Annotated in this window: 24 protein-coding genes; 7 read left to right on the forward strand and 17 right to left on the reverse strand. The window is 52.5% G+C overall.

Translation table 11 applies throughout. The features are described from left to right. Positions 1-302 precede the first annotated feature (302 nt). From ACPXV9_RS13435 to ACPXV9_RS13485, 11 genes are all read right to left on the reverse strand, one after another. Positions 303-734, reverse strand: coding sequence for a hypothetical protein (locus tag ACPXV9_RS13435; RefSeq protein WP_423898017.1), 432 nt, complete (start codon positions 732-734; stop codon positions 303-305). A 66-nt stretch (positions 735-800) separates the two neighbouring features. After that, entirely contained in the window at positions 801-1,025 is a 225-nt protein-coding gene (locus ACPXV9_RS13440) for a hypothetical protein (RefSeq protein WP_423898019.1), read from the reverse strand. A gap of 467 nt (positions 1,026-1,492) precedes the next feature. After that, on the reverse strand, positions 1,493-1,732 hold the full coding sequence (brnA, locus tag ACPXV9_RS13445; protein WP_423898022.1) for a type II toxin-antitoxin system BrnA family antitoxin: 240 nt from the start codon (positions 1,730-1,732) through the stop codon (positions 1,493-1,495). Next, the gene (locus tag ACPXV9_RS13450) at positions 1,722-1,985 is read right to left on the reverse strand and encodes a BrnT family toxin (protein WP_423898025.1); all 264 of its coding nucleotides are present in this window, start codon (positions 1,983-1,985) and stop codon (positions 1,722-1,724) included. Before ACPXV9_RS13450 ends, brnA begins: the two co-directional genes overlap by 11 nt. A gap of 314 nt (positions 1,986-2,299) precedes the next feature. Further along, complete coding sequence (locus tag ACPXV9_RS13455; RefSeq protein WP_423898028.1) at positions 2,300-3,124, reverse strand: carbon-nitrogen hydrolase family protein; 825 nt, start codon at positions 3,122-3,124, stop codon at positions 2,300-2,302. 2 nt (positions 3,125-3,126) lie between these two features. Then, positions 3,127-7,137, reverse strand: a complete 4,011-nt coding sequence (locus ACPXV9_RS13460) for a YhdP family protein (protein WP_423898031.1) — start codon at positions 7,135-7,137, stop codon at positions 3,127-3,129. Positions 7,138-7,185: 48 nt separating this feature from the next. Beyond that, complete coding sequence (rng, locus tag ACPXV9_RS13465) at positions 7,186-8,667, reverse strand: ribonuclease G (RefSeq protein ID WP_423898033.1); 1,482 nt, start codon at positions 8,665-8,667, stop codon at positions 7,186-7,188. 10 nt (positions 8,668-8,677) lie between these two features. After that, the gene (locus ACPXV9_RS13470; protein ID WP_423898035.1) at positions 8,678-9,292 is read right to left on the reverse strand and encodes a Maf family protein; all 615 of its coding nucleotides are present in this window, start codon (positions 9,290-9,292) and stop codon (positions 8,678-8,680) included. 30 nt (positions 9,293-9,322) lie between these two features. After that, a complete protein-coding gene (gene mreD, locus ACPXV9_RS13475) occupies positions 9,323-9,811 on the reverse strand; it encodes a rod shape-determining protein MreD (protein WP_423898037.1) in 489 nt (162 codons plus the stop codon). Next, the gene (mreC, locus tag ACPXV9_RS13480) at positions 9,789-10,622 is read right to left on the reverse strand and encodes a rod shape-determining protein MreC (protein ID WP_423898040.1); all 834 of its coding nucleotides are present in this window, start codon (positions 10,620-10,622) and stop codon (positions 9,789-9,791) included. Before mreC ends, mreD begins: the two co-directional genes overlap by 23 nt. 126 nt (positions 10,623-10,748) lie before the next feature. Then, the gene (locus tag ACPXV9_RS13485; protein ID WP_423898042.1) at positions 10,749-11,783 is read right to left on the reverse strand and encodes a rod shape-determining protein; all 1,035 of its coding nucleotides are present in this window, start codon (positions 11,781-11,783) and stop codon (positions 10,749-10,751) included. A 331-nt stretch (positions 11,784-12,114) separates the two neighbouring features. Between ACPXV9_RS13485 and gatC the strand changes: the two genes are divergently transcribed. The 6 genes from gatC to ACPXV9_RS13515 all read left to right on the forward strand — a co-directional run bounded on the left by gatC (position 12,115) and on the right by ACPXV9_RS13515 (position 17,057). Then, on the forward strand, positions 12,115-12,396 hold the full coding sequence (gene gatC, locus ACPXV9_RS13490; protein ID WP_423898045.1) for an Asp-tRNA(Asn)/Glu-tRNA(Gln) amidotransferase subunit GatC: 282 nt from the start codon (positions 12,115-12,117) through the stop codon (positions 12,394-12,396). 64 nt (positions 12,397-12,460) lie between these two features. Continuing rightward, positions 12,461-13,915, forward strand: coding sequence for an Asp-tRNA(Asn)/Glu-tRNA(Gln) amidotransferase subunit GatA (gatA, locus tag ACPXV9_RS13495; protein WP_423898047.1), 1,455 nt, complete (start codon positions 12,461-12,463; stop codon positions 13,913-13,915). A 34-nt stretch (positions 13,916-13,949) separates the two neighbouring features. Next, positions 13,950-15,401 (forward strand): Asp-tRNA(Asn)/Glu-tRNA(Gln) amidotransferase subunit GatB, encoded by a 1,452-nt coding sequence (gatB, locus tag ACPXV9_RS13500; RefSeq protein WP_423898049.1) that lies wholly within the window; start codon positions 13,950-13,952, stop codon positions 15,399-15,401. A gap of 129 nt (positions 15,402-15,530) precedes the next feature. Beyond that, positions 15,531-15,827, forward strand: a complete 297-nt coding sequence (locus ACPXV9_RS13505; protein ID WP_423898051.1) for a PA4642 family protein — start codon at positions 15,531-15,533, stop codon at positions 15,825-15,827. A 1-nt stretch (position 15,828) separates the two neighbouring features. Continuing rightward, positions 15,829-16,590, forward strand: coding sequence for a sulfate transporter CysZ (cysZ, locus tag ACPXV9_RS13510; protein WP_423898054.1), 762 nt, complete (start codon positions 15,829-15,831; stop codon positions 16,588-16,590). Between the two features lie 20 nt (positions 16,591-16,610). Next, complete coding sequence (locus ACPXV9_RS13515; protein ID WP_423898057.1) at positions 16,611-17,057, forward strand: MaoC/PaaZ C-terminal domain-containing protein; 447 nt, start codon at positions 16,611-16,613, stop codon at positions 17,055-17,057. 1 nt (position 17,058) lies between these two features. Here the strand turns inward: ACPXV9_RS13515 and ACPXV9_RS13520 are convergent, their stop codons facing one another. The 6 genes from ACPXV9_RS13520 to can form a co-directional block, all read right to left on the reverse strand. Beyond that, on the reverse strand, positions 17,059-17,616 hold the full coding sequence (locus tag ACPXV9_RS13520) for a heme-binding beta-barrel domain-containing protein (protein WP_423898059.1): 558 nt from the start codon (positions 17,614-17,616) through the stop codon (positions 17,059-17,061). Between the two features lie 42 nt (positions 17,617-17,658). Further along, a complete protein-coding gene (locus tag ACPXV9_RS13525) occupies positions 17,659-18,927 on the reverse strand; it encodes a diguanylate cyclase (RefSeq protein WP_423898062.1) in 1,269 nt (422 codons plus the stop codon). Between the two features lie 136 nt (positions 18,928-19,063). Next, positions 19,064-20,590 carry an ATP-dependent RNA helicase RhlB gene (rhlB, locus tag ACPXV9_RS13530; RefSeq protein ID WP_423898064.1) on the reverse strand — a complete coding sequence of 509 codons (1,527 nt, stop codon included), beginning with the start codon at positions 20,588-20,590 and terminating at the stop codon, positions 19,064-19,066. 93 nt (positions 20,591-20,683) lie between these two features. Beyond that, positions 20,684-21,313, reverse strand: coding sequence for a DoxX family protein (locus ACPXV9_RS13535; RefSeq protein WP_423898067.1), 630 nt, complete (start codon positions 21,311-21,313; stop codon positions 20,684-20,686). Between the two features lie 142 nt (positions 21,314-21,455). Next, positions 21,456-21,647, reverse strand: coding sequence for a YqaE/Pmp3 family membrane protein (locus ACPXV9_RS13540; protein WP_423898069.1), 192 nt, complete (start codon positions 21,645-21,647; stop codon positions 21,456-21,458). 29 nt (positions 21,648-21,676) lie between these two features. Beyond that, the gene (gene can, locus ACPXV9_RS13545) at positions 21,677-22,276 is read right to left on the reverse strand and encodes a carbonate dehydratase (protein WP_423898071.1); all 600 of its coding nucleotides are present in this window, start codon (positions 22,274-22,276) and stop codon (positions 21,677-21,679) included. Between the two features lie 84 nt (positions 22,277-22,360). Here can and ACPXV9_RS13550 point away from each other — a divergent pair, with 84 nt between their 5' ends. Continuing rightward, positions 22,361-23,248, forward strand: a complete 888-nt coding sequence (locus tag ACPXV9_RS13550; protein WP_423898074.1) for a fructosamine kinase family protein — start codon at positions 22,361-22,363, stop codon at positions 23,246-23,248.

Genomic DNA, 23,248 nt, shown 5'->3' on the forward strand with positions numbered 1-23,248 from the left:
AAGTAATACTGAATCAGATAAACTCAATGAGTTTGAGCCAGTTAGTCCCGAAAATAAAAATAACAACGAGCCCACTATAAATATAGGCTTAAGGAATTTTCTTGGGCGACTTAGCTGTGAATAATACTTTTTCATTGTTCCATCAATTTATACAAAGAAAGTCCTTCTTTTATAACTTATGGGATGATGATTTGTGCCAGTAACGGCCACTCAAAGTTTGCACTAAATCAATTTAAAGAACCAAAAAACAATATAACAACTATCGTAAGCATCCCGTTGATAGTGGCGGAAAGCCGTCAGTTTTACCGCATCGATAGCTTCTGCAGCCGATATTCATATAAAACATGGAAACAAGGAATTAAAAACAGCCCACCTAGCGGGAAGATTTGAACAAAATAGTTATTTATTTCCCACCCTAGCAGGTTACAAATAAGAACAGTTGCCAATGAAGCAATTGTTAGTGACGCTCCTAATCCTGCTGAACACCACCATATCTTTGAAATTCTTCTGCCATTTGCAGGGCCATTAAGCATTACCCAAAAGAAAATACGCCATCCTGAGACGATTGAGCTAAGAATGACTATGCCGAATATAAAGATCGCTACATCTTCAATCGTTTTGTAATCTTTGAGTAGATATATCAGAGATCCAAAGCCGATCATCCCGCCAAGAAAAGATACATAGGCAATAAATATAGACTCGAAAAACAGTAAAACTTTACTTATTACTCTCATGGGAAGCTAACCATAGCTACTACCGCCAGTCACGGATATTCACTAGCTGTTATCTTTAGCTTTATATTATTCGCCAGAATATCCGCCACCAGGAAAGTTATCATAGTGTCTTTTCTTCAGTCCTTTGGCTTCTTTTTTACTACCTATACTCGCAATATAAGCAGCGACAATGCAAATCATCAGGCCGATAAAGGGTAGATTACTGAGACTGGCATCACCGACCAATAGGCCAACTACAATGAATAATACCCCAATACAAAAGACGATCCCGCTTATTACGTGTTTAGTCATAATATTTCATGCCTAAAAATAGTAGCCAGTGCCTCCTTCTGTATCAGGGGGTCTGGGCAAAGTCGTGCCAAAATTAGCCGTTTAATCTATACCATGATCCGACGAAGTTGAATCTAGGTCTCCCGGCATATCAGCTTCTTCCTTTGCTCCTTCGATTTCATTAAAGAAATGGGCTAGAAACAAATAACTTAGAAACCTACTGCCACTATACTTAATTACAGGCTTATTGCTTGCCAGCACGCTCATTATCAATGCTGGCCCAATTATGGGGACGATCCAAGCTAGGAAAATTATGATCTTTTTCTGTGGAGCATCAAAAAAATCCGACTTAACTGTGTGGTACGTCACAAGTGAAGACATGTAGATAATCAGCAATAGCAGGCTTATTGCCAAGATATATGCAAAATTTTCCATTTTTCACATCCCTGCTCAATAGTGCCAATTACAGACGAATAAAGTACGAGCACTTAATGGTGATGCGATACTTGATGCTCAAGTCGCTCAGCCAACCAAACTTTGATTATGGACTGCCGTGTAACTCCCAATCTGGAAGCCTCCCTATCCAGGGATTCAATCATCCAGATAGGAAAATCCACATTTACCCTTTTCTGTTGCTGATTCACCCGCTTAGCGGTAGAAAGATCTAATTCTGAAAGAATGTCTTCTTCGTTAGCATCAAACTTCTCATCGAATTCTTTAGCTTTCATATAGGGCTACCTCAGCTTTTCTAGATCGCCTTACAGAGATAATGCGAACTTTGGGTGTACGATATGTAATGACCGCAGACCAATACTTCCCTGCAATCTTCCCGATAACAAGAGATCTTGGTTCATCAGTTGTTTTTGCAGAGATTTCTATTAAATCGGGATCTTGCCAAAGCTCTTGAGCGGAATCGAAATCTATACCGTGCTTCTCAAGGTTTATTTGGCTCTTATTGGGATCATATTCAAATATATCCATAAGCCAAAAATATACCTTTTTTATACCTTTTACAACCTATAAGCACAGAGGCGGCACTCACTCCAAATGACCGTTATGGGTTAAATTGAGCCAGGTCATCCTGAACGCAGTGAAGGATCTTGAGATTCTTCCTCCCTATGGTCGTCAGAATGACAAACCCGATTGATGGCTAAATAGGGTTACCTTAAGACTTCTCATCCTAAGCGAAGCGAAGGATCTCTAGGATTCCTCCTCCCTATAATCGTTCTCACCAAGGATGTCGTGTATACAGGTTTTGCAGGAGCAAAAACCTGTCAAAATGACAAACCTACAGGCTAGAGCCGGCGATGCTGCAAAGCGGGCATAGTACGACGCCTGCGCTGCAAATCAGTTAAAGACAAATCGGCGACAACAACTCCCTCACCCTGCTCCTGTAAAGCCAGCACATCGCCCCATGGTGAAATAATGCAACTGTGGCCCCAGGTCTTGCGGGATGTCGAATGCTGTCCGCCCTGATTGGCCGCAATAATAAAACATTGATTCTCAATGGCTCTGGCGCGCAACAAAACTTCCCAGTGGGCTTCGCCGGTGGTGTAGGTAAAAGCGGCCGGCACCGTGATCAAGTTGGCCCCCTGCGACACCAGAGCCCGATACAGTTCCGGGAAACGCAGGTCGTAGCAAATACTCAATCCGAGGGTCCAGTCAGAATCAACTGCCACTGTCTGCACGCTGTGCCCGGCACAGAAATCGTCAGACTCACGATAACGGCCCTGAGCATCGTCAACGTCCACATCAAACAAATGCATTTTATTGTAACGCGCCAACATCTGCCCATTGGGACCATAGACAAAACTGGCGGTAAACACTTTACCCTCTGGTGGCTTGACCCCGGCTTCATCCGCTGCGCAGGTTGGCAATGAACCTGCAACCAGTACTGCGCCATGGGCCCTTGCCTGTGCAGCAACAAAAGAGCGGATCGGACCGGCGTCGGCGAGCTCCTCCCGGCCGATGGCCAGCGTGTCGCGCCCGCCCATGTAAGCAAAATTCTCCGGCAGTAAAATCAGTTCAGCGCCCGCGGCGGCCGCCTCACTGATCAGCTGCGCTGCCGACTGCAAATTGGCCTGCAGATCGGTACCGGAGACCATTTGTATGGCCGCCACCTTCACGGCTGTGTCTCTGCACTGGCGTCCGGATTAGCAACCACCGGAGGAGCGGATTTTTGGCGTACTTTCTTACCGGCTTTTTTTGCGGCATTGCTGTCGAACAGACGATCAAACTCCACCTCGGGCGATGCCCAAGGGCCTTCTATCTTGTAACTGATACTGGTGAGTTTTTTGATTTGCTTATCCAGCAGTTTGCTGACCAGATAAACGCTGGCCGCTACCGGTAAACCGGCAAAGAACGCCGCCGCCGTGGTGGCATTGCCACCAACCGGCAAGGTCGCTACCAGCGAAGCGTCCAGTGTTTCCTTGCGCAGATTAATCTCGCCACCCATTTGCAGTTCCGATGACGGTGTTTCCACCACCAACGGCCGCTCAAGCAGCAACATGCCCTGATCAAAAATCGCTTCACCTTCAATTTTGTCGAAGGCCAACCCGCTTTTATAGACATCGGAAAAATCCAGCTGCAAACGCCTCACCCAGCTGTCGAAATTGAACAGGCCTATCAGTCGCAACAACGCGCTTTCGGCGTTTTCACTGTTGCGAATAAAGCGACCCTTGTTCACATCGATATTGACCTTGCCGTACAGGTCCACCAAATTCATGGCCACCGGACTGCCCTGCCAGGAAAGATCCGCTCGCATTCGGGCCCGTTTGCTTTCCAGCAGTTTCGGCTGCCGCCACTGCTGCATCACATGGCCAAGCTCGACGGCCTCAATCACGCCGTTGAAACGGGACCGGTGACCATTGCCATCGGCCAGCCAAAGCAATGAAGCGCCACTGTCTTTGACCGGGCCAAACAGTCGGGCACCGCGAACTTCACCGCGGATATCCTGTAACTCTACGCCGTTGTCCACAGGTCGCACTTTGAACTGCCATTGGCCCAATTCGCCTCCAGCCAGAGTGACCTCACGAACTGAAACATCCATCGCCTGAATCTGCTTCAAATCGAGATCTTTCAGCAGGTCTTCTTGCCGTACCTGAGCCTGGCTGCTGGCGCTGTTGCCATCAGTGGCGCCGGGCTGAGGGACTGTATCATCGGCAAAATCCGGGATATGCAAATAGTCCAGATCCACCCGAATGGGCGCTTGTCCATGCAGGCCAAGATCACCTTTAAACCAGGGATTTTCCAACTTGAACAGCCAACCATCGGACACCTGACCGCCGGCTACAACCAAATCATCCAGTGTCACCTTGCCCCATACAAACTCCTCGACCTGGGCATCAAACTGCAACAGGGTAGCAGCGCCTGAAGTCGTATTGGAGCCATCGGCAAAATCATCGCTGTACCCCTGATAGCGATCGATAAATTCAAACAATTCCTTTTCATCCAGACGCGCCAGCTCACCGGTGACAAACAAGCCATCGCGGCCATCGCCTTCCGGTTTGCCCAGCAGAGCCACCTCGCCCTGTAACGGCTGGCCTTTACGGGCCAGTAAATCAGTCTGGATCTGCTCGCGATAATTCAAACGGTAGCGGCTGGCAGCTTTTCCGATGTCCATCCGAAAGGAGAGTGGAGCCGCCTCCTTGTCGGATTTGGCAAATGGTTCAGGTAGATTCACCGCAACCCCGCGCAGATCTGTACCCAATTCCAGCCGCACCCCGGGACCTTGTTTGTCTTTCGCGCCACCAAAGGGAATCGATACCACACCACCCACTGAGGTAACGCCTTCGGTAAATTTTATTTCTGGTCGGCGCGACCAGTTGGCAAGATCCGCCATCTCCGCTTCACCCATCAGATAGATGCGGGTTTCTTTTGCGCCGTCAGAAGCTGACACCTGCGTTTCAATCACGGCATCCAGTGGCCGCTGCCAGAAAAAACCCTGCAACTGTTTGGCCGCCAGCCCGGCTTTATCGGAATAGTGCAGATCACCGGACAGTGATTCGACGGTCAAGCCGGTATCCTGCATGGCCAGATCGACATCGCGCAAGGTCACGGCAATATCCTGAGTCATTCCCGGCTGCCCGGCTGTCAGAGGAATACCCAACTGCAACTGCGCCTTCATATCACCTTGCATCTGCCATTGGGAAAACCCATCACCCAGAGCCTTTTGCAACGGTGTCTCGGTCAACACCGTCAGCAAGTCCTGAGCCGGCCCTCGCAAATTACCGGTAATGTTCAACAGGGAACCAACGCCCGAAGGATTGGGCATCATCGACACTTCGGCAGCCGTTAACTGGCTGCCCATCAAACCCGCCTTGGCAACAGCCCCGTAGAGATTGCGATCATCCACCACCAATTCGGTATCAAAGTTTTTCAGATGTGGCCAGCCGGGTGAATAGTCCAACTGGCCATTCTCTACCGACAACCCCAACTGCATGGTTCTGTTGAGATCGCCTTTAGCAACCGAACCGCGATAGAAAAATCCTGCTTGAGATACATCTCCCCCCTGAATCGCAGAGTCCAGCCAATCGCGTAACGATTGCGGGGAGGTATAGGGCACCAGATAGCGTTGATTGACAGCCTTCGAATCCTGCAACCCGATTTGCAAGGTCAAATCACTGAGTCGACTCTTGGCAACAAACGGCGTATCCATCAGGAAATAGCCACGCACCTTGCCAATATCGCCATCCATCTTTAACAAACCACTGTTGATGAAAACCTCATTGGCGTCGCGATCGTACTGCCAGGCAACCTCGCCCTGGGCCGAGTAAAATTCAAAGGGCTCGGTGTACACTTTGGGGTAGTGCATCAGGAAGTAATCGTCACTGTCGATCTGCACCGATCCGGAATTTTTATCCAGCTGCAGGAAGCCTTTGAGACCCGACACCTGCGGCGAGCCCTTCCAGGCATTGGCCCCCACATCCTGCAAATTGGCCTGCAGGGAAAATTCGGCTGGCTGATCACGGGGAATCTGCACCAGCAGATCGCGGGCATAGCCATGCAATTGCAGAGTCTCGAATACCGTTTCAAGCCGCTCAGGCAAGAGCCCCGAACTCTGCGCAAGCTGCGCCCAGAAGCCTAAATCCAACTCGGGGGCATAGACGGTAACCTGATCGCCGCTGCGCTGCTCTATGGCCAAATCAATTCCGGAGCCCGTGTGAAAATCATTTTCAAACTGCAGAGACTGCAGCTGCAAACGCCAATCATCAGCCCCTTGCAGAGAACCCCAGATATTGGTATCGAGCCAACTGGGCAAGGCGGCGAACTTACCGCCACCGGGACGCATGGCCTGTAAAGTACCTTTCAGGATCAATGGCTCCCCGGGTACAAAATCAAGCCAGAGATCGGCATTGAGGCGGGTATTGACCACGCCTTCCGAAACAGCAATCTGACGCGAGGCTATCGCCACAGAGTCGCGCAACTGGTAATTGTTAATTTGCAGATAGGCACTGCCGGAAAACTCCCGCCAGCTTCCCGGATCCCCTTCACCCTCGAGCAGCAAATTCAGTGCATTTTTTTGTTCCGGCAAATCCATTGCCGCATTCAAGCGATGGAAACCTGCGTGATTCTGCAAGCTGATCTCATTGAAATTAAAAGCGTGCTGCCGACCACCCAGAAAGTGATAACGGATCACCACGTCATTGAGCAACACATCGCGCGCAGTAAAAATCGCATCCAGGGGTGTAACCGATGCGCTGCTGGTGGCATCGGTGGCAGCGTCTCGCGGCACGGTCAGATACCAGCGTTCCTGATCGTCCTGAGTTAACTGCATGGAGACACCATCGAGGTGCAACTTCCAGATTTTTGGTGACAGATTGTAGAGGCTGCCAAGAAAGTCCAGCGTCGCTACCGCGCCCCTGACACTGAGCACCGTGTTGTTGTCCGGTCCTTGCAACTTCAACTGGGTAAAACGCAACTCCGGCAACAGACCGCTCCAGTTGAGCGTCAGTGTTTCACTGGTAATATGGCCGCCGATGCGCTCGGAGAAATAAGCTTCAATGCTCGCCTTGTTTTCACTGACCATAGGCGCCACCTGACGCCCAAGCTGAACCACCACGGCCATCACCAGAACAGCGATAGCCAGCAGCATCCAGAATTTTCTTAAAGTCCAGTGAAAATAATTTTTCATACTTCAACTACGCCATGCACAAAGCGCCGGTACCGGGACTGCCCGGCACTACACCAGAACAATATCGTACTGCTCCTGGCTATAGATGCTTTCTACCTGAAACTGGATGGTACAGCCGATAAACTCTTCCAGATCGGCAACATTGGCAGACTCCTCGTCCAGCAATCGCTCAATCACGGTTTGCGACGCCAACACCAGATACTTCTTGTTGTCATAAGCCCGGGCTTCTCGCAGAATCTCACGGAAAATCTGGTAGCAAACGGTCTCCGCCGATTTCAGGGTGCCGCGCCCCTGACACACCGAGCAGGGTTCGCACATGATCTGCCCCAGCGATTCACGAGTGCGCTTACGGGTCATTTCCACCAACCCCAACTCGGACACGCCGGTAATCGACGTCTTGGCGTGGTCGCGTTCCATCATCTTTTCAAGGGTGCGCAGCACCTGACGCTGATGCTCCTCGTCTTTCATATCGATAAAATCAATAATGATGATACCGCCCAGATTGCGCAGGCGCAGTTGACGGGCAATGGCGGTAGCCGCTTCCAGATTGGTCTTAAAAATAGTCTCTTCCAGATTCCGGTGCCCCACAAACGCACCGGTATTGACGTCCACGGTGGTCATGGCTTCGGTCTGCTCAATGATCAGGTAGCCACCGGACTTGAGTGACACTTTGATTTCCAGCGCCCGCTGAATTTCATCTTCAATACCATAGAGCTCAAAAATGGGCCGCTCACCCGGGTAATGCTCCAGACGCTGACGAATCTCAGGAGCGTATTTATCCGCAAACTCATTCATTTTGCCCAGCACTTCCCGGGAGTCCACCCGCACCTTTTCGATATGAGCCTTAACAAAGTCGCGCAGGGTGCGCTGAAACAATGGCAGATCTTCATAGATCACTGCCGGCGCCTTGGCCGTGGCAATTTTGTCTTCGAGATCGGACCACAAGCGATACAGAAACGGTATGTCTGCGCAAATTTCGTCGGCACTGACACCGTCGGCAACGGTGCGGATAATAAAGCCTCCGGCGTGCTGCTCAGAGGCCAGCTCCTCAACCTTGGACTGCACAATCCCCTTCAGCCTTTCACGCTCATTGTCATCTTCGATCCGGGTAGAAATACCCAGATGCTGGGTGTACGGCATATACACCAGCTGGCGACCGGAAACCGACAAGTGGGTTGTCAGGCGCGCGCCTTTGGTACCGATCGGGTCCTTTACTACCTGCACGACCAGACTCTGCCCCTCGCGCAAGATGGAGGTAATATCCTCGATCTCACTGTCGCGCTGCTCCATACCATCTTCGTTCAGGGGAGAGATGTCAGAGGCGTGAATAAAACCGGCGCGCTCGAGCCCGATATCCACAAACGCCGCCTGCATGCCCGGCAGAACCCGCACCACTCGCCCTTTGAAAATTTTTCCCACATAACCCTTGCGCTGGGTTCGCTCCAGATACACTTCCTGCAGCATGCCATTTTCCACCAGCGCCACTCGTGTTTCAGTGGGTGAGGCATTAACCAGTATTTCTTCACTCATATTGTTATTCTCAATCCTGTGCCTGCCAGACCGGCACACAAAAATCCTTTAGCAGTTCGGCCGTTTCCGTCAGCGGCAGCCCCACAACCCCACTGTAGCTGCCTTCAATGGACTTCACAAAGACCGCGCCCAACCCCTGAATGCCATAGGCCCCGGCTTTATCACAGGGTTCCCCCGACGCCCAGTAGGCATCAATTTCCTCATCCGATAATTCTCGAAAGTTGACCTGGGTGGTCACCAGCCGCAGAGCGTGGCGTTCACCACTGACCAACGCCACCGCACTCAAAATCTGGTGACTGGCCCCGGACAATTGCCGCAGCATCTGCCTGGCGTGATTGTGATCCAACGGCTTTTCAAATACCTCATCACCCAACACGCCCAGCGTATCGGCCCCCAATACGACGGCTTTGGCCAGCTCCTCGGAAGAACATAAGCGCCGCGATTGCAGCGCCTGAAAACCCGCCCGGGCCTTTTGTAGAGCCAGACGACAGACGTAATCACTGGGCGATTCACAAGCCTCGCGCTGCTCGGGTACATCAACCGAAACCATCTGGTATTGGACACCAATCTGCGTCAATAATTCGCGTCGGCGGGGGGATTGTGAAGCGAGATACAGGCTATTCATAATCGTCAGTACGCTGATGTGTGATGTCGACTAGCTGACACGCAAGCGCAACCGCAGTCGCTCCATGCCCATTTGCACCAAGGGCCAGATCATGGCGCTGGTAAACGCCGGCATCAAGAATTCCAGATTGGCCGCAGCCCCGCCCTGAAAACTATGCACCCAGTTATCCACCAGCTGATGAGCCATAACCATAAACAGCACCACCAGAGCCTGCTGCCACATCACATAGTGCTTGATTCTGGCCTCCAGCAGCAATGCCAGATAAGCCACGGCCACCAGGGCCAGACCGTGCTGTCCCAGGTGCCCGCCCTCGAGTAAATCCTGCAGGCAAGCCATCGCCAGAATCAAGGTCATACTGACCTGCTGCGGCATTCTCACCACCCAGAAAATAACAACCAGAGCCAGAAACTCAGGGCGCAGCCAGCGCCCCTCATAGACCAGAGGGAACACACACAACAACAGAGCAACAATGTAGGTGAGAGGGATAACCCAGCGGTTATGGGCTTTGATCAGAGCCACCTGCGGCCCCCTTATCAAGAAAACCCGGATTATTGAGGGCTTGTTCTTCACTGAATACCAGCAGCACATGACGACTGCGATTAAGCTGAGCTTTCGGACGCACATCCACCTTGGCAAATGGCTGCCCCGGATCACGACTTACCGACATCACCTCGGCCACCGGATAACCTACCGGAAACCGCTGCCCCAGCCCCGAGCTCACCAACAGATCGCCCTTGCGAATATCCACGGTATTGGCCAGATGGCGCAATTCCAGCCGGTACAGATCACCCACACCCTCAGCCACAGCCCGCACACCATTGCGATTGACCTGAACCGGCAGCGCATGGGTAGCATCGGTAATCAATAGCGCTCTGGATTGATGATCCCCCACCTCGGTCACCTGTCCCATAAGGCCGTGAGCATCGAGCAGCGGCTGGCCGACATAGACACCGTCCTTGATGCCTTTATTGAGCGTAACGGAGTGCAACAGCGGGTCGGGGGAGACGCTGATCAACTCGGCCACCAGCACCCGATCGCTGATGATCTTGGCGGAGTTCAGTAACTGCCGCAGCCGCACATTCTCGGCGGCCAGGGCACCCATTTGTTGCAATTTGCGTTTTAGGATCGCCAACTCAGCTTTCATGGTGGCGTTTTGCTGCTCCAGCTCCTCGCGACTGACCATGGAATCACTGCCCCAGCGATAGAGATCACCAGGCGTATTGACGACTTTGTAAAAGGGCGTGGTTAGAACCTGCAGTTTTGACACCACCGGATCGAGCCAGTCGGTAAACAGATGGGTTAACAGAAGCGCCAGAGAGAGCAGCCCCACACCCGCAACTCTGGAAGCAGCGGATGCACTTTGCGTAAACAGCGGTTTGATAACATAAACTCCTGTTCACTAAAGACGGTCACCAAGGGGTGACCGTCAGGGCCCTTGTTCAATAAGACAGTTTAATCAGTTAGACAGCAGATCGATGCTGCGACGATCCATCAATTCCAGTGCCTTGCCGCCACCGCGGGCAACACAGGTCAACGGATCTTCGGCAACAATCACCGGCAAGCCGGTTTCTTCAGTCAGCAGGCGATCGAGATCGCGCAACAGCGCTCCGCCACCGGTCAAGACAATGCCGCTCTCGGCAATATCAGACGCCAGTTCCGGTGGAGACTGTTCCAGTGCGCTTTTGACGGCTTGAACAATACCGGCCAGAGGCTCCTGCAGGGCTTCGAGAATTTCATCACTGTTGAGGGTAAAACTGCGCGGCACACCTTCGGCCAGGTTGCGACCACGCACGTCAATCTCACGCATCTGGCTGCCGGCAAAGGCACAGCCGATTTCCTGCTTGATACGCTCAGCGGTGGCATCACCAATCACGCTGCCATAGTTGCGGCGCACATAGTTGACGATGGCCTCATCAAAACGGTCACCGCCGATGCGGACCGAATCGGAGTAAACCACACCATTGAGAGAGACAATGGCAATCTCGGTGGTGCCACCACCGATGTCCACCACCATCGAACCGGTGGCTTCCTCAACTTTGAGGCCGGCGCCGATAGCCGCTGCCATGGGCTCTTCGATCAGGCGAACTTCACGGGCGCCCGCGCCCAGCGCAGACTCACGAATGGCACGCTTTTCAACCTCGGTAGACAGACAAGGAACACACACCAAAACCCGTGGACTCGGTTGAAACCAGGCAGTCTCATGCACTTTCTTGATAAAATGCTGCAGCATCTTTTCCGTCACCTGAAAGTCGGCGATAACACCGTCTTTCAATGGGCGAATCGCCGTGATATTGCCGGGAGTACGACCCAGCATGCGCTTGGCTTCAACGCCAACCGCCTCAACAATCTTCTGACCATTGTGGTGACGAATGGCCACTACGGATGGCTCATCCAGCACAATGCCGCGGTCGCGAACGTAAATCAGGGTATTGGCCGTACCCAGGTCAATGGACAAATCGTTGGAAAATACTCCACGCAAACGCTTAAGCATCGGAGACAAAGCCTTATCTTTAATCAGAGTTGGTCAATCAATGGGGGCAAATCTGTCGGAATTGACATGACGGTAACAGAGCACCGTTTTTTGTTGTTATTTCAATCCGTTAGTTTGAGTCTGTGAGCAGTTACCCACGGGCCCCGTCCAAGTTGTGGAACTCTACCAACGGCGGGGATTTAGAGCAAGGCACAAATGTGATAACTTTAGCCACCTGCTTCACATATCCGCACCTACGTTGCGCAAAAAGCATACAACTGACAATCCGGCCTTTCCGCCATCGCCAGTGGAAAAGCCCGAAAGCCCATTTTTCAACCATTTGGAGACAACTGTGGATCGCTCCGAGATCACCAGACTGGCCGAACTGGCCCGCATCGAAATTACCGACGCCACCATTGATGAAGCCGCCAGCAGCATTACTGACGTATTAAAACTGGTAGACCAGCTTCAAGCCGCCGATACCGAAGGCGTCCCCCCCATGGCCCACCCACTGGATGCCACTCAAAAACTGCGCGCCGATCAGGTCAGTGAAGACAATCGCCGCGAAGCGTTTCAGGCCATTGCGCCAGCCACGGAAGATGGCCTCTATCTGGTACCCAAAGTCATCGACTGATACCGATCTGATCCATCAAACCACATTCGCTCAATCAGAATTAACAGCTACAGGAAAGCCTGCAATGCACGCCAAGACCATCGCGGAGATCGCCAAGGATCTACGCAACAAGGAATATTCCAGCGAAGAGATAACGCAACATTATCTGGATCGAATCAAACGCCTCGATCCAACCTACAACAGCTACGTCACCACCACCGAAGAACTGGCTCTGGAACAGGCCCGTGCCGCCGATCAGCGACTGGCGCAGGGCGACAACAATCCACTGTGTGGCGTACCCATCGCCCACAAAGACATCTTTTGCACCAATGGCGTACGCACCAGCTGCGGTTCAAAAATGCTGGATAACTTTGTTCCGCCTTACGACGCCACCATTGTAGAAAACTACAAACATGCCGGTGCAGTGACGCTGGGCAAGGTCAACATGGACGAATTCGCCATGGGCTCCTCCAACGAAACCAGCTACTACGGCCCGGTAAAAAACCCCTGGAATACCAATTGTGTTCCGGGTGGCTCCTCCGGCGGTTCTGCCGCCGCTGTGGCCGCGCAACTGGCACCCGCGGCGACCGCCTCCGATACCGGCGGTTCGATTCGCCAGCCCGCCAGCCTCTGTGGCCTGACCGGCCTCAAGCCAACCTATGGTCGGGTATCACGCTGGGGCATGATTGCTTTTGCCTCCAGCCTCGATCAGGCCGGCCCCCTGACGCGCACAGCCGAAGATGCGGCCATCATGCTCAACACCATGGCCAGCTACGACGCCAAGGATTCCACCAGCATCGATAAAGAAGTGCCGGATTACACCGCCACTCTTAACGACGACATCGCCGGCATGACCGTGGGTATCCCCAAGGAGTATTTCGGAGAAGGTCTGAACGCTGAAACCGGCGCGCGGGTAGAAGCCGCCATTGAGGAGTACAAAAAGCTGGGCTGTAACATCAAAGAAATCAGCCTGCCGCACACTCATTTGGCGGTGCCGGCTTACTACGTGATTGCACCGGCCGAGTGCTCCGCCAACCTGTCACGCTTTGACGGCGTGCGCTACGGCTATCGCTGCGAAACCCCGGCGGACCTGAACGACCTCTACAAGCGCTCTCGCGGTGAAGCCTTTGGCGATGAAGTGAAACGCCGCATCTTGGTAGGAACCTACGCCCTGTCAGCCGGCTACTACGATGCTTACTACCGCAAGGCGCAACAGGTGCGCCGCCTGATCAAGCAGGATTTTGTCGACGCCTTTAACGAGGTGGACATCATCATGGGCCCAACGGCGACTTCACCCGCGTTTGAATTTGGCTCGAAGGGCGCCGACCCCATCGCCATGTATCTGGAAGACATCTACACCATCTCCACCAACCTGGCGGGCCTGCCCGGTCTCTCCATTCCCTGCGGCTTGGTCGACAACAAACCTGTAGGTCTGCAGATGATTGGCAACTACTTTGCCGAGGGCAAGCTGCTCAATGCCGCCCACAAGTTCCAGCAGAGCACCGACCACCATCAGGCCACAGCACCAAACCTCGACTAAGACCCCGAGCGAGAACAGAAGAGAGATTATAGAAATGGAATGGGAAACCGTTATTGGCCTGGAAGTGCACGTGCAACTGGCCACCAACACCAAGATTTTTTCCGGCGCCAGTACCGCTTTCGGTGCTGAGCCCAACACTCAGGCCTGCGCCGTTGATCTGGCCATGCCCGGCACCCTGCCGGTGCCTAACGAGCAGGCGTTTCGCTACGCCGTGATGTTTGGTCTGGCCATTGACGCCGAGATCGGCAAGCGCTCTGTGTTTGAACGTAAAAACTACTTCTACCCGGATTTGCCCAAGGGTTATCAAACCACGCAACTGGATGCCCCGATTGTGGGTGCCGGCCATGTTGAAATCCAACTGGAAGATGGCAGCACCAAATCGATTCGAATCCACCACGCACATCTGGAAGAAGATGCGGGCAAATCGTTACACGAAGACTTTCATGGCATGTCTGGCATCGATCTTAATCGTGCCGGCACCCCCTTGATTGAAATTGTATCCGAGCCGGATATGCGCAGCTCGGCCGAGGCGGTGGCCTTTGCCAAGAAGCTGCATTCCATCGTGACCTCGCTGGGCATTTGTGACGGCGAAATGTCTCAAGGCTCCATGCGCTTTGACGTGAACATTTCCATTCGCCCCAAAGGCATTGAGCAACTGGGTACGCGTACCGAAACCAAGAACCTCAACTCCTTCCGCTTTATGGAAGAGGCCATCAAACTGGAAGTCGAACGCCAGATCGATGTGCTGGAAGACGGCGATGAGATCGTTCAGGAAACTCGCCTCTATAACGGCGACACCAAAACCGCCCGCTCCATGCGCTCCAAGGAAGAGGCCAACGACTACCGCTACTTCCCCTGCCCGGATCTGCTGCCGGTAGAAATCGACGACGACTATATTGAAGCCGTGCGTCAGTCCCTGCCGGAACTGCCGGACGCCCGCCAGCATCGCTTTGAAGAGCAGTACAAACTGTCGGCCTACGATGCCAGCATTCTGGCGGCCGATGGCGATACTGCCAGTTTCTTTGAGACCGCAGTCGCCACCTGCAAAGACGCCAAACTGGCAGCCAACTGGGTGATGGGTGAAATGTCAGCACGCCTCAATGCCGAGGAAAAATCCATCAAGGACAGCCCGGTCACGGCCGAGCAATTGGGCGGCCTGATTGTTCGCATTGGCGACAACACCATCTCCAACAAAATCGCCAAGCAAGTCTTCGAAGCCATGTGGGCCGGTGAAGGCGACGCCGACTCCATCATTGAAGCCAAGGGCCTGAAGCAGATGTCCGATACCGGCGAGCTGGAAAAAATTGTCGATGAAGTACTGGCCAACAGTCAGGCCATGATTGATGACTGGCTGGCTTCCGATGAGAAAAAGCGCAAGAAAAAAATGGGCGGCTTTATGGGCCCGATTATGAAAGCCACCAAAGGCCAGGCCAACCCGGGAATGGTTAACCAGATTCTGAGCAAGAAGTTAAACGACTTACTTTAAAGAACCCGTCATTGCGAAGAGTGAAACGATGAAGCAATCTCCCCACCAAGGCACAAAGCCAAAGAGATTGCCACGTCGCTCCGCGACTCGCAATGACAGAAGCATCAACGAACAATCGAGAAACAAACCATGTCACTAAAAAAAGACAAACAAAAAGTTCTGGGCGAAGTCTTCGACGACGCCCGCATCAAAACCTTTCTGGACTATGAAGCCTACGGCGATGCCAATCGGGACTTTCACGTTCTGGAAAAGGCCTACCGCGGCATGAAAGCCGAAAACTTCGAAACCTTTGTACGCTTCTTCAAAGAAGATCAGCGCGACATCAATGCCGTAGGCCCTGAAGGCAAGAACATCCTGCAAGTGGTGCGCGAGCATCGTCACGGCAGCGACTACGAAACCATACTGACTGCCGCAGGCGCGCAATAAGATGACCACACCGGCAGCCATCAGAAGCAACAACCTGGTTAATGGCCTGAACCACTTGACCCGTGGCGCACAACTGATTGTGCGTCCGGAATTACGCTGGTTTATTCTGGTGCCACTGCTGGTCAACGTCATTCTGTTTGTCATTATTACTGGCATTCTGATTCAACAGTTCAGCGGCTCGGTAGAGTGGATGCTGGGCTGGTTGCCCGGCTGGCTGGACTTTGTCAGCTGGATTCTCTGGAGCCTGTTTTCCGTTCTGTTACTGCTGGTCTATGGCTACAGTTTCAGCATGATTACCAACCTGATCGCGGCGCCCTTTTACGGCATTCTGGCGGAAAAAACCGAAGCCCTGATCACCGGCAAGGCGCCGGATTCAGAACCCCTGATGCAGATGATTCCAAGAGTACTGCTGCGCGAACTGCGCAAACTCTGGTACTTTCTCTGGCGCGGTGCTGTGCTCGCCATCGGCGGTTTTATCCTGTCGTTTATCATCCCCCCAGTAAGCGCCATTATTCCCATAGTGATGTTTATCTGGGGCGCCTGGTGCATGGCGATTCAGTACGTGGACTACCCGGCCGACAATCACCAGACCCCTTTTAAAACCCTGCGCGAGCAACTGGGTGATAAAAAATACAGCAGCCTGAGCTTTGGCGGTTTGGTTATGCTCGGCACCATGGTGCCGCTGCTCAACATCATTATTCTGCCCATTGCCGTGGTTGGCGCCACCGCCTTCTGGGTCGAAGAACTGAAATCCGCAGACTAACGCCCCAATCCCATTACTCGATGAACAGCAAACGATATTTTGAAGACTTCTGTGTTGGCGAGTCTTTTACTTTTGGCTCTTACAAAATGAGCGAAGCTGAAATTATCCGTTTCGCCAAACAGTATGATCCCCAACCCTTCCACACAGACCCGGAAGCGGCCAAGGATTCTCCCATGGGGCATTTTTGTGCCAGCGGCCTGCACACCATGTCAGTGGTGCAGCGGCTCAATGTGGAAGGACTCTACAACCACATTCACCTGATTGCCGGACGCGGCATCGATAACCTCAATCTGCTAAAACCGGTAGTGAGCAATGATGTAATTACCGCCAAGATGGACATCACCGGCCTGAAAGCCTACCCGCGACTCAAGCGCGGCCTGGTTCAGGCACGCAGCCTGGCCGTTAATCAAAACGGCCAGATGGTGGTAAAAATGGACGTAGAATATCTGGTCTCAATGCGGGATTGATTCAGTCGACGCGAATCAGGCGACTGCTGTCTTTGTGGTCAAAGTCGCGACCATAGATATCCAGCGCCGTGGTTTCCCGATAGGTCAGGGCATCACGCTCAATCACCAGTGTCTGAGTAAAAGCCACGGTGCGCGCCTTATCCCGCATAAACGGCGACTGACTCACCCCCCAGTCCGGGTCGCCGTCAGCGGCATCCACCTGAATGGTAATCACACCATCTTCCTGTGAAACCACTTTGCCTCCGGCCACAACCGCTACGCGGCGGGGAATCACAAATGAATTGGATATGGAGCCGGTCGCCGCATCCCAGGTCCAGTAACCCACCTGATCGTGAAACTGCTTATCATTCGATGAGCGAAATACTTGCTGGTGGTAGCGCACCACCGCCAACTCCTGCTCTTCGGCGTTATCCACATCACCGGCCGCTTCAAAGGTAATCACCTCGTAAAACGGGTTGCGTTCGGTGCCATCCGGTTCTGGCGCGATATCGACGCCCCGGTCGCCTTTCCAGGTACCAATCAAACCGGCCAGAGGCCCATAATCCACTTCGTCATTCACTTACAACAATCCTTTCCCGTTACTTAACAAATCACAGCCGGCTTAGGCGCCGGCATCGTCGCCAATCACCAGATTGCGACCGGCATCTTTGGCCCGGTAGAGGTGCTCATCGGCAATATTCAGTTGATCATCCAACGTGGTGCTCAAGTGTGCAGTGACACCGGCACTGAAAGACACATACACCGGCTCTGACTCGCCAATATCCATGGGCGTGCTCGCCACAATGGAGCGAACTTTATCGATGTAAGCGCTCGCCTTATCGCAATCAAGCCCTGGCAACAGCGCAAAAAATTCTTCGCCGCCCGTGCGGGCCACCAGAAAACGGCCCAGTGCTTCATCCAGAATTTCGGCGAATTGCTTTAACACCAGATCGCCGGCCTCATGACCGTGGGTGTCATTGATGCTCTTGAAGTAATCAATATCCAGCACCACCGCCGACAAAGGCGTCGCCGCCGACTGCGCATGACTGTAGATTTGCTCGCCCTGCTCAAAGAAATAGCGTCGATTAAACAGGCCGGTCAGATGATCGCGATGGGCGGCGTCACGAATCTGGGCGATCAGCTCCAGCGATTCCACATTGGACGTAACCCGGCAATAAAATTCTTCCTGACAAAACGGCTTCTGCAAAAAATCATTGGCACCGTTCTTAATAAACTTGGCGGAAAGATTGCTCTGCCCTTCACCGGAAAGACCGATAATCACCAGATCCGATTTCTCGTATTTATGACGGATGTTCTGCACCATCTCAAAACCATCCATCACCGGCATATTGTAATCGGTGATCAGCAATTTGATGTCGGGATTTTCCAGCAACACCTTAATCGCCTCAATGCCGTTATTGGCTGAGACTACCTGATACAAATGACGCTTGAGTAGCTCACAAATGTGATTGCGCGACGTATCAGAGTCATCCACCACCAATACTTTGACATCCTGATTCTTGGACAGACGCCCAACCAGATTCACCGCGTAATCGTAGGAATAGCGCCCCTCTTTGATAACGTAATCAACGATCCCTTTCGATAACAGCTTTTCGCGTCGCTGATCATCGTAACTGCCGGTTAACACAATCGTGGGGACCTTCTGTTCAAGCATATAGTCCACTACTTCACCGTCCGGGGCATCGGGCAGATTGAGATCCACCAACGCAGCAAACAGTTCATTCTTGTGCTCCTCGTAGAGTTTGCGGCTCTGAGCAAAATCGGCTGCGTAGTAAGCCTCGACGGACTTATTGCCCTTTAACACGTGGCGAACAATTTTACTGACTATGGGGCTGTCTTCGACGACCAATATTTTTTTTATCTTTTCCATAAACTTTTCACAGGCTGGCACTCAATTTACCAAGTGTAGCCAAAGCCACTCCCCAGCCCAAGCTAAAGACACAAAAAAGCCGGGCAATCCCGGCTCTTTCTAGGCTTTATTTTAGACTTTATTAGTCCACATCAAATTAACGACGCGGACCTCTTCTCTGGCCATCGCGACGAGGACCACCCCTGCCGCGACCGCCACCGGAGCGCCCCTGACCACCTGAGCGGTCACTGTCACTGCCGGGCTTTCTTGGCCCCAGCGGCGGAGTATCAACCAATAATTGCTCAGGAGGTTGCTCGCACTTCAAATCCTGACCGAGCAATTCCTGAATCGGCATCAGTCTGAAGGCGTCATCTTCACAGGCAAAACTGATGGAAGTGCCGGTCTTGCCAGCACGACCGGTGCGGCCAATGCGGTGAACGTAATCTTCAGGCTCTTCAGGCAGAGTAAAGTTGACCACATGACTGATACCATCAATATGGATACCACGCCCCGCCACATCGGTAGCCACCAGAACTTTGAGACTGCCATCCTTGAAGCCCTCGAGGGTTTTAACCCGCTTATTCTGGGCAATTTCACCGGAGAGAATACCCACCTTAAAGCCGTGACGCTCGAGCTTTTCATGAAGTCGACGACATTCATCCCGGCGATTGGCGAACACGATCAGGCTTTCGACATCATCCTGCTGCAGAATATTGTAAAGCAGGGTGTACTTTTCATCGGTAGCCGACAAATAGATATGCTGTGACACCCGATCTGTAGCGACGCTTTCAGGCTCAATTTCAATTCGGGCCGGATTATCGGTCCACTGTTCGGCCAGATTCAATACATCATCGGTAAAGGTGGCGGAAAACAACAAAGTCTGGCGATGGGATTTCTTCGGCGTCTGGCGAATAATGCGACGCACCTGAGGGATAAAGCCCATGTCCAACATGCGATCGGCTTCGTCGATAACCAGCACTTCAACCTGATCCAAATAAACGTCGCGGTTGCCACAAAAGTCCAGCAAACGCCCCGGCGTAGCCACCAGAATATCTACCAGAGAATCCTGCAACCGACGCTGTTGCTTACCGTAATCCATGCCACCAACCAGAGTATGCACCTGTAAATCGGTGTGTTTGGTCAAGGCCTTGGCGTCGTCAGCAATCTGAATCACCAGCTCACGGGTCGGTGCAATGATCAGAGCACGCGCCTCACCGGCATAGCGCTCTTCTTGCAGTGGATGGCGAATAAGATCGTCAATAATGGACACCAGAAACGCCGCCGTCTTGCCGGTACCAGTCTGGGCCTTACCCACCATATCGTGACCATTCAGGGTGTGCGGCAGTGATTGCGCCTGAATCGGCGAGCAGTATTCAAAACCCAGATCCGCGATGGCGTGCATCAATTCCAGCGGCAAATCCAGATCGTGAAAACGGCTCTTGCCTTCAACCTCTGGCACCTTGAATTGATCCAGACTCCATGCCGGCTTGTTGCTGACCTCAGACTTGCGACGACGCTGATTGCGGCGCTTACCGCCATGAGAATGCTGTGACTTGCCGCCGCTTTTCTTGGCGGCGTCTTTGCCGTGATTGGCTTTCTTGCCGCCACTGCGCTTATCAGCAGGCTTGGTGGCATCGGCTTTGGGCTGCTCCGCAGAGCGCTTACGAAATAGGTTACCTAACAAGGGAATGACCTGTACTCAGACTAAAAGGCCGGCAGTATATCACCCAAAGCAGGCTCTGGGTGATATCTGTTCAACCAATCGCACAGATTTCAATCAGCTCCCGGTGACTTTTAAGGCTGCAGGAGAGAAATAGCGGGATACGAAGTAATCGAGGCTGACAAAACGGCCTCCCCCGGTAAACAGTAATACCAGACACATTATGAAATAGGTCATGGAGAACTCGATGCCATTATTGAGCACCACAAAATTGCCATGCTCTGTAAGCCAGCTGTAATTGCCATGTTCACGCAAAATTTCCTTGGCAACAGCCAGCCGCTCTGCAGACTCAATCACCCGTTCATTGGCAAACAGCCAACCGGGGTCGGCCACCGCCTGCCAACCGTTTTGCCAGTGGGCAGTAACAGCCGCCACCAGCATGGTCACCATCAGCGGAATGGCAAACAACCTCACCCCCAATCCCAACAGCAGGGCAATACCCCCTCCCAACTCGGTGAGGGTCGCCAGCCATGCCAGCAACTCGGGCATGGGCAATCCCAGCCCCCAATCCGGATTACCAAACCAGGCAATGGTGTTTTCGATACCGGTCAGCTTTTTCCAGCCGGCATAGATAAAAATAGGGCCGAGATAGAGACGCAAGAACAACGGAGCCAAGCCATCGGCCACGGTGATTTTTTCGACAGACGATTGATAGTGACCAGCAATGCCACCAAAGAGCTGCTTCATAGCAAGGATTCCAGCAAACTATTATTAGAGTGATTTAAGACTTGATTTGCCGAGGGGAGTTCCACGCAAGGCGCAGAGGTATTCAGAAATTTGAACTGCGACACCCTGCCACCATCGGCAGGGCAAGCACACATCATGGTAACTATTTGTCGCCCAGCGCATCCTCAATTTTTTTATCCGTTTTGTACTGACTCAGTGCATACACCGACCAGATTGCTGCGGGGAGCCAACCCACCAATGTCAGTTGCAGGATAAGACAAATAATACCGGCAAAGGGACGACCAATGGTAAAGAACTGCAACCAGGGCAACAGCAACGCGAGAATCAAACGCATAGAAAAACCTCAATTAAACAGGGATCGTATTAATTTCCACTGACGGAAACATCCAGATCATTTACTACACCATCTTTCAGGCGGTAAATCCAGCCGTGAACAGTCAACTCCTGACCACGAGCCCAGGCCTCTCGCACCGTATTGGTCTGACAGACATGTTCGACCTGGGCCTTGACGTTGAGCTCGCACATCAGATCCTGCTTCTGCTCCAGTGTGGCACAGGCATTCAACTCTTGCTCATGACGACTCTGCACAGTGCGAATATGATTCAGCCAGTTATCAATCAAACCCAGATTCTGATCTTCCATGGAAGCACAAACACCACCACAACCATAGTGACCAACAACCATGATGTGCTTCACCTTCAGCGCTTCAACAGCATACTGAATTACCGACAGGCAATTGATATCCGAGGGCGGTACCACATTGGCGATGTTGCGGTGCACGAAGATGGAACCAGGATCCATCCCCACCAGCTGGTTGGCTGGCATGCGACTGTCCGAGCACCCAATCCACAGATATTCGGGGCTTTGCCCCTCGGCCAGACGGGCAAAGAAATCCGGATTTTCCGCTTTAATGCCATCGGCCCATGCCTTATTGTTGGCAAATAACTGCTCTATATCGCTCATTTTATTTATCTCCGACTTTATCAATCCCCTTTTTACACGGGGGCATAGCTCTCTAAACTGTTTAAAAAACGGCGGCTAGTATAAATGCTCTCAACAGACCAAACCAAATCCATTAGCGACCTGTTTGAGCATATCAGTCAGGGATTACCAAGCCCCTTGTCAAAACAATCCGACCAGATTCGCATCCAGAACGTTCAGGGCGGCGACATCAACCAGAGCTATCGAATTGACACAACCACTGGCCAGTACTTTTTAAAAGTGAACCGCTGCGATCAATTGCCCATGTTCGTCGCCGAAAAGAACGGCCTCAATGCCATTGCAGAATCAGCAACCATTGCCACCTGCAACGCCATCAGCTGGGGACAACACCAAGAGCAAGCTTACTTATTACTGGCAGCACTGAACATTGAGCACCACGGCGACTGGAGGGTGGCCGGGCAACAGCTCGCCACTATGCATCTGGCCCCGGCCGGGACAAACTACGGCTGGCATCAGGACAGCTATTGCGGTACGACGTTGCAAAACAATAGCTGGGCAGATAACTGGGCAAAGTTTTTTGCCGAGCAAAGAATTGGCCGGCAATTAGAATTATTGCAACAGCACAGCGACAGACAACGGCAGCAATGTATCGATGCAATCGCCCGTCAGCTCGAAACACATCAACCACCTCCCTCTCTGGTTCACGGAGATTTATGGTCGGGCAATATCGGTTTTTGTAATCATCAACCGGTAATCTTTGATCCCGCCTGCTATATTGGCGACAGCGAAACGGATCTGGCCATGACCGAATTATTCGGTCGCTTCCCGGACGAATTTTATCGGGGCTATCACGACACCAAGCCCATCCCGGCACAATACCAACAGCGAAGGGATATCTATCAGTTGTACCATCTACTGAATCACGCCAACCTGTTTGGCGGCAGCTATCTGGGTTCCGCCAGCAGACTGCTGAAGCGGATTATGGAACGGTAA

Origin of the sequence: Candidatus Pelagadaptatus aseana, assembly GCF_040362265.1 — a bacterium.
Taxonomy (GTDB): domain Bacteria; phylum Pseudomonadota; class Gammaproteobacteria; order Pseudomonadales; family Cellvibrionaceae; genus Pelagadaptatus; species Pelagadaptatus aseana.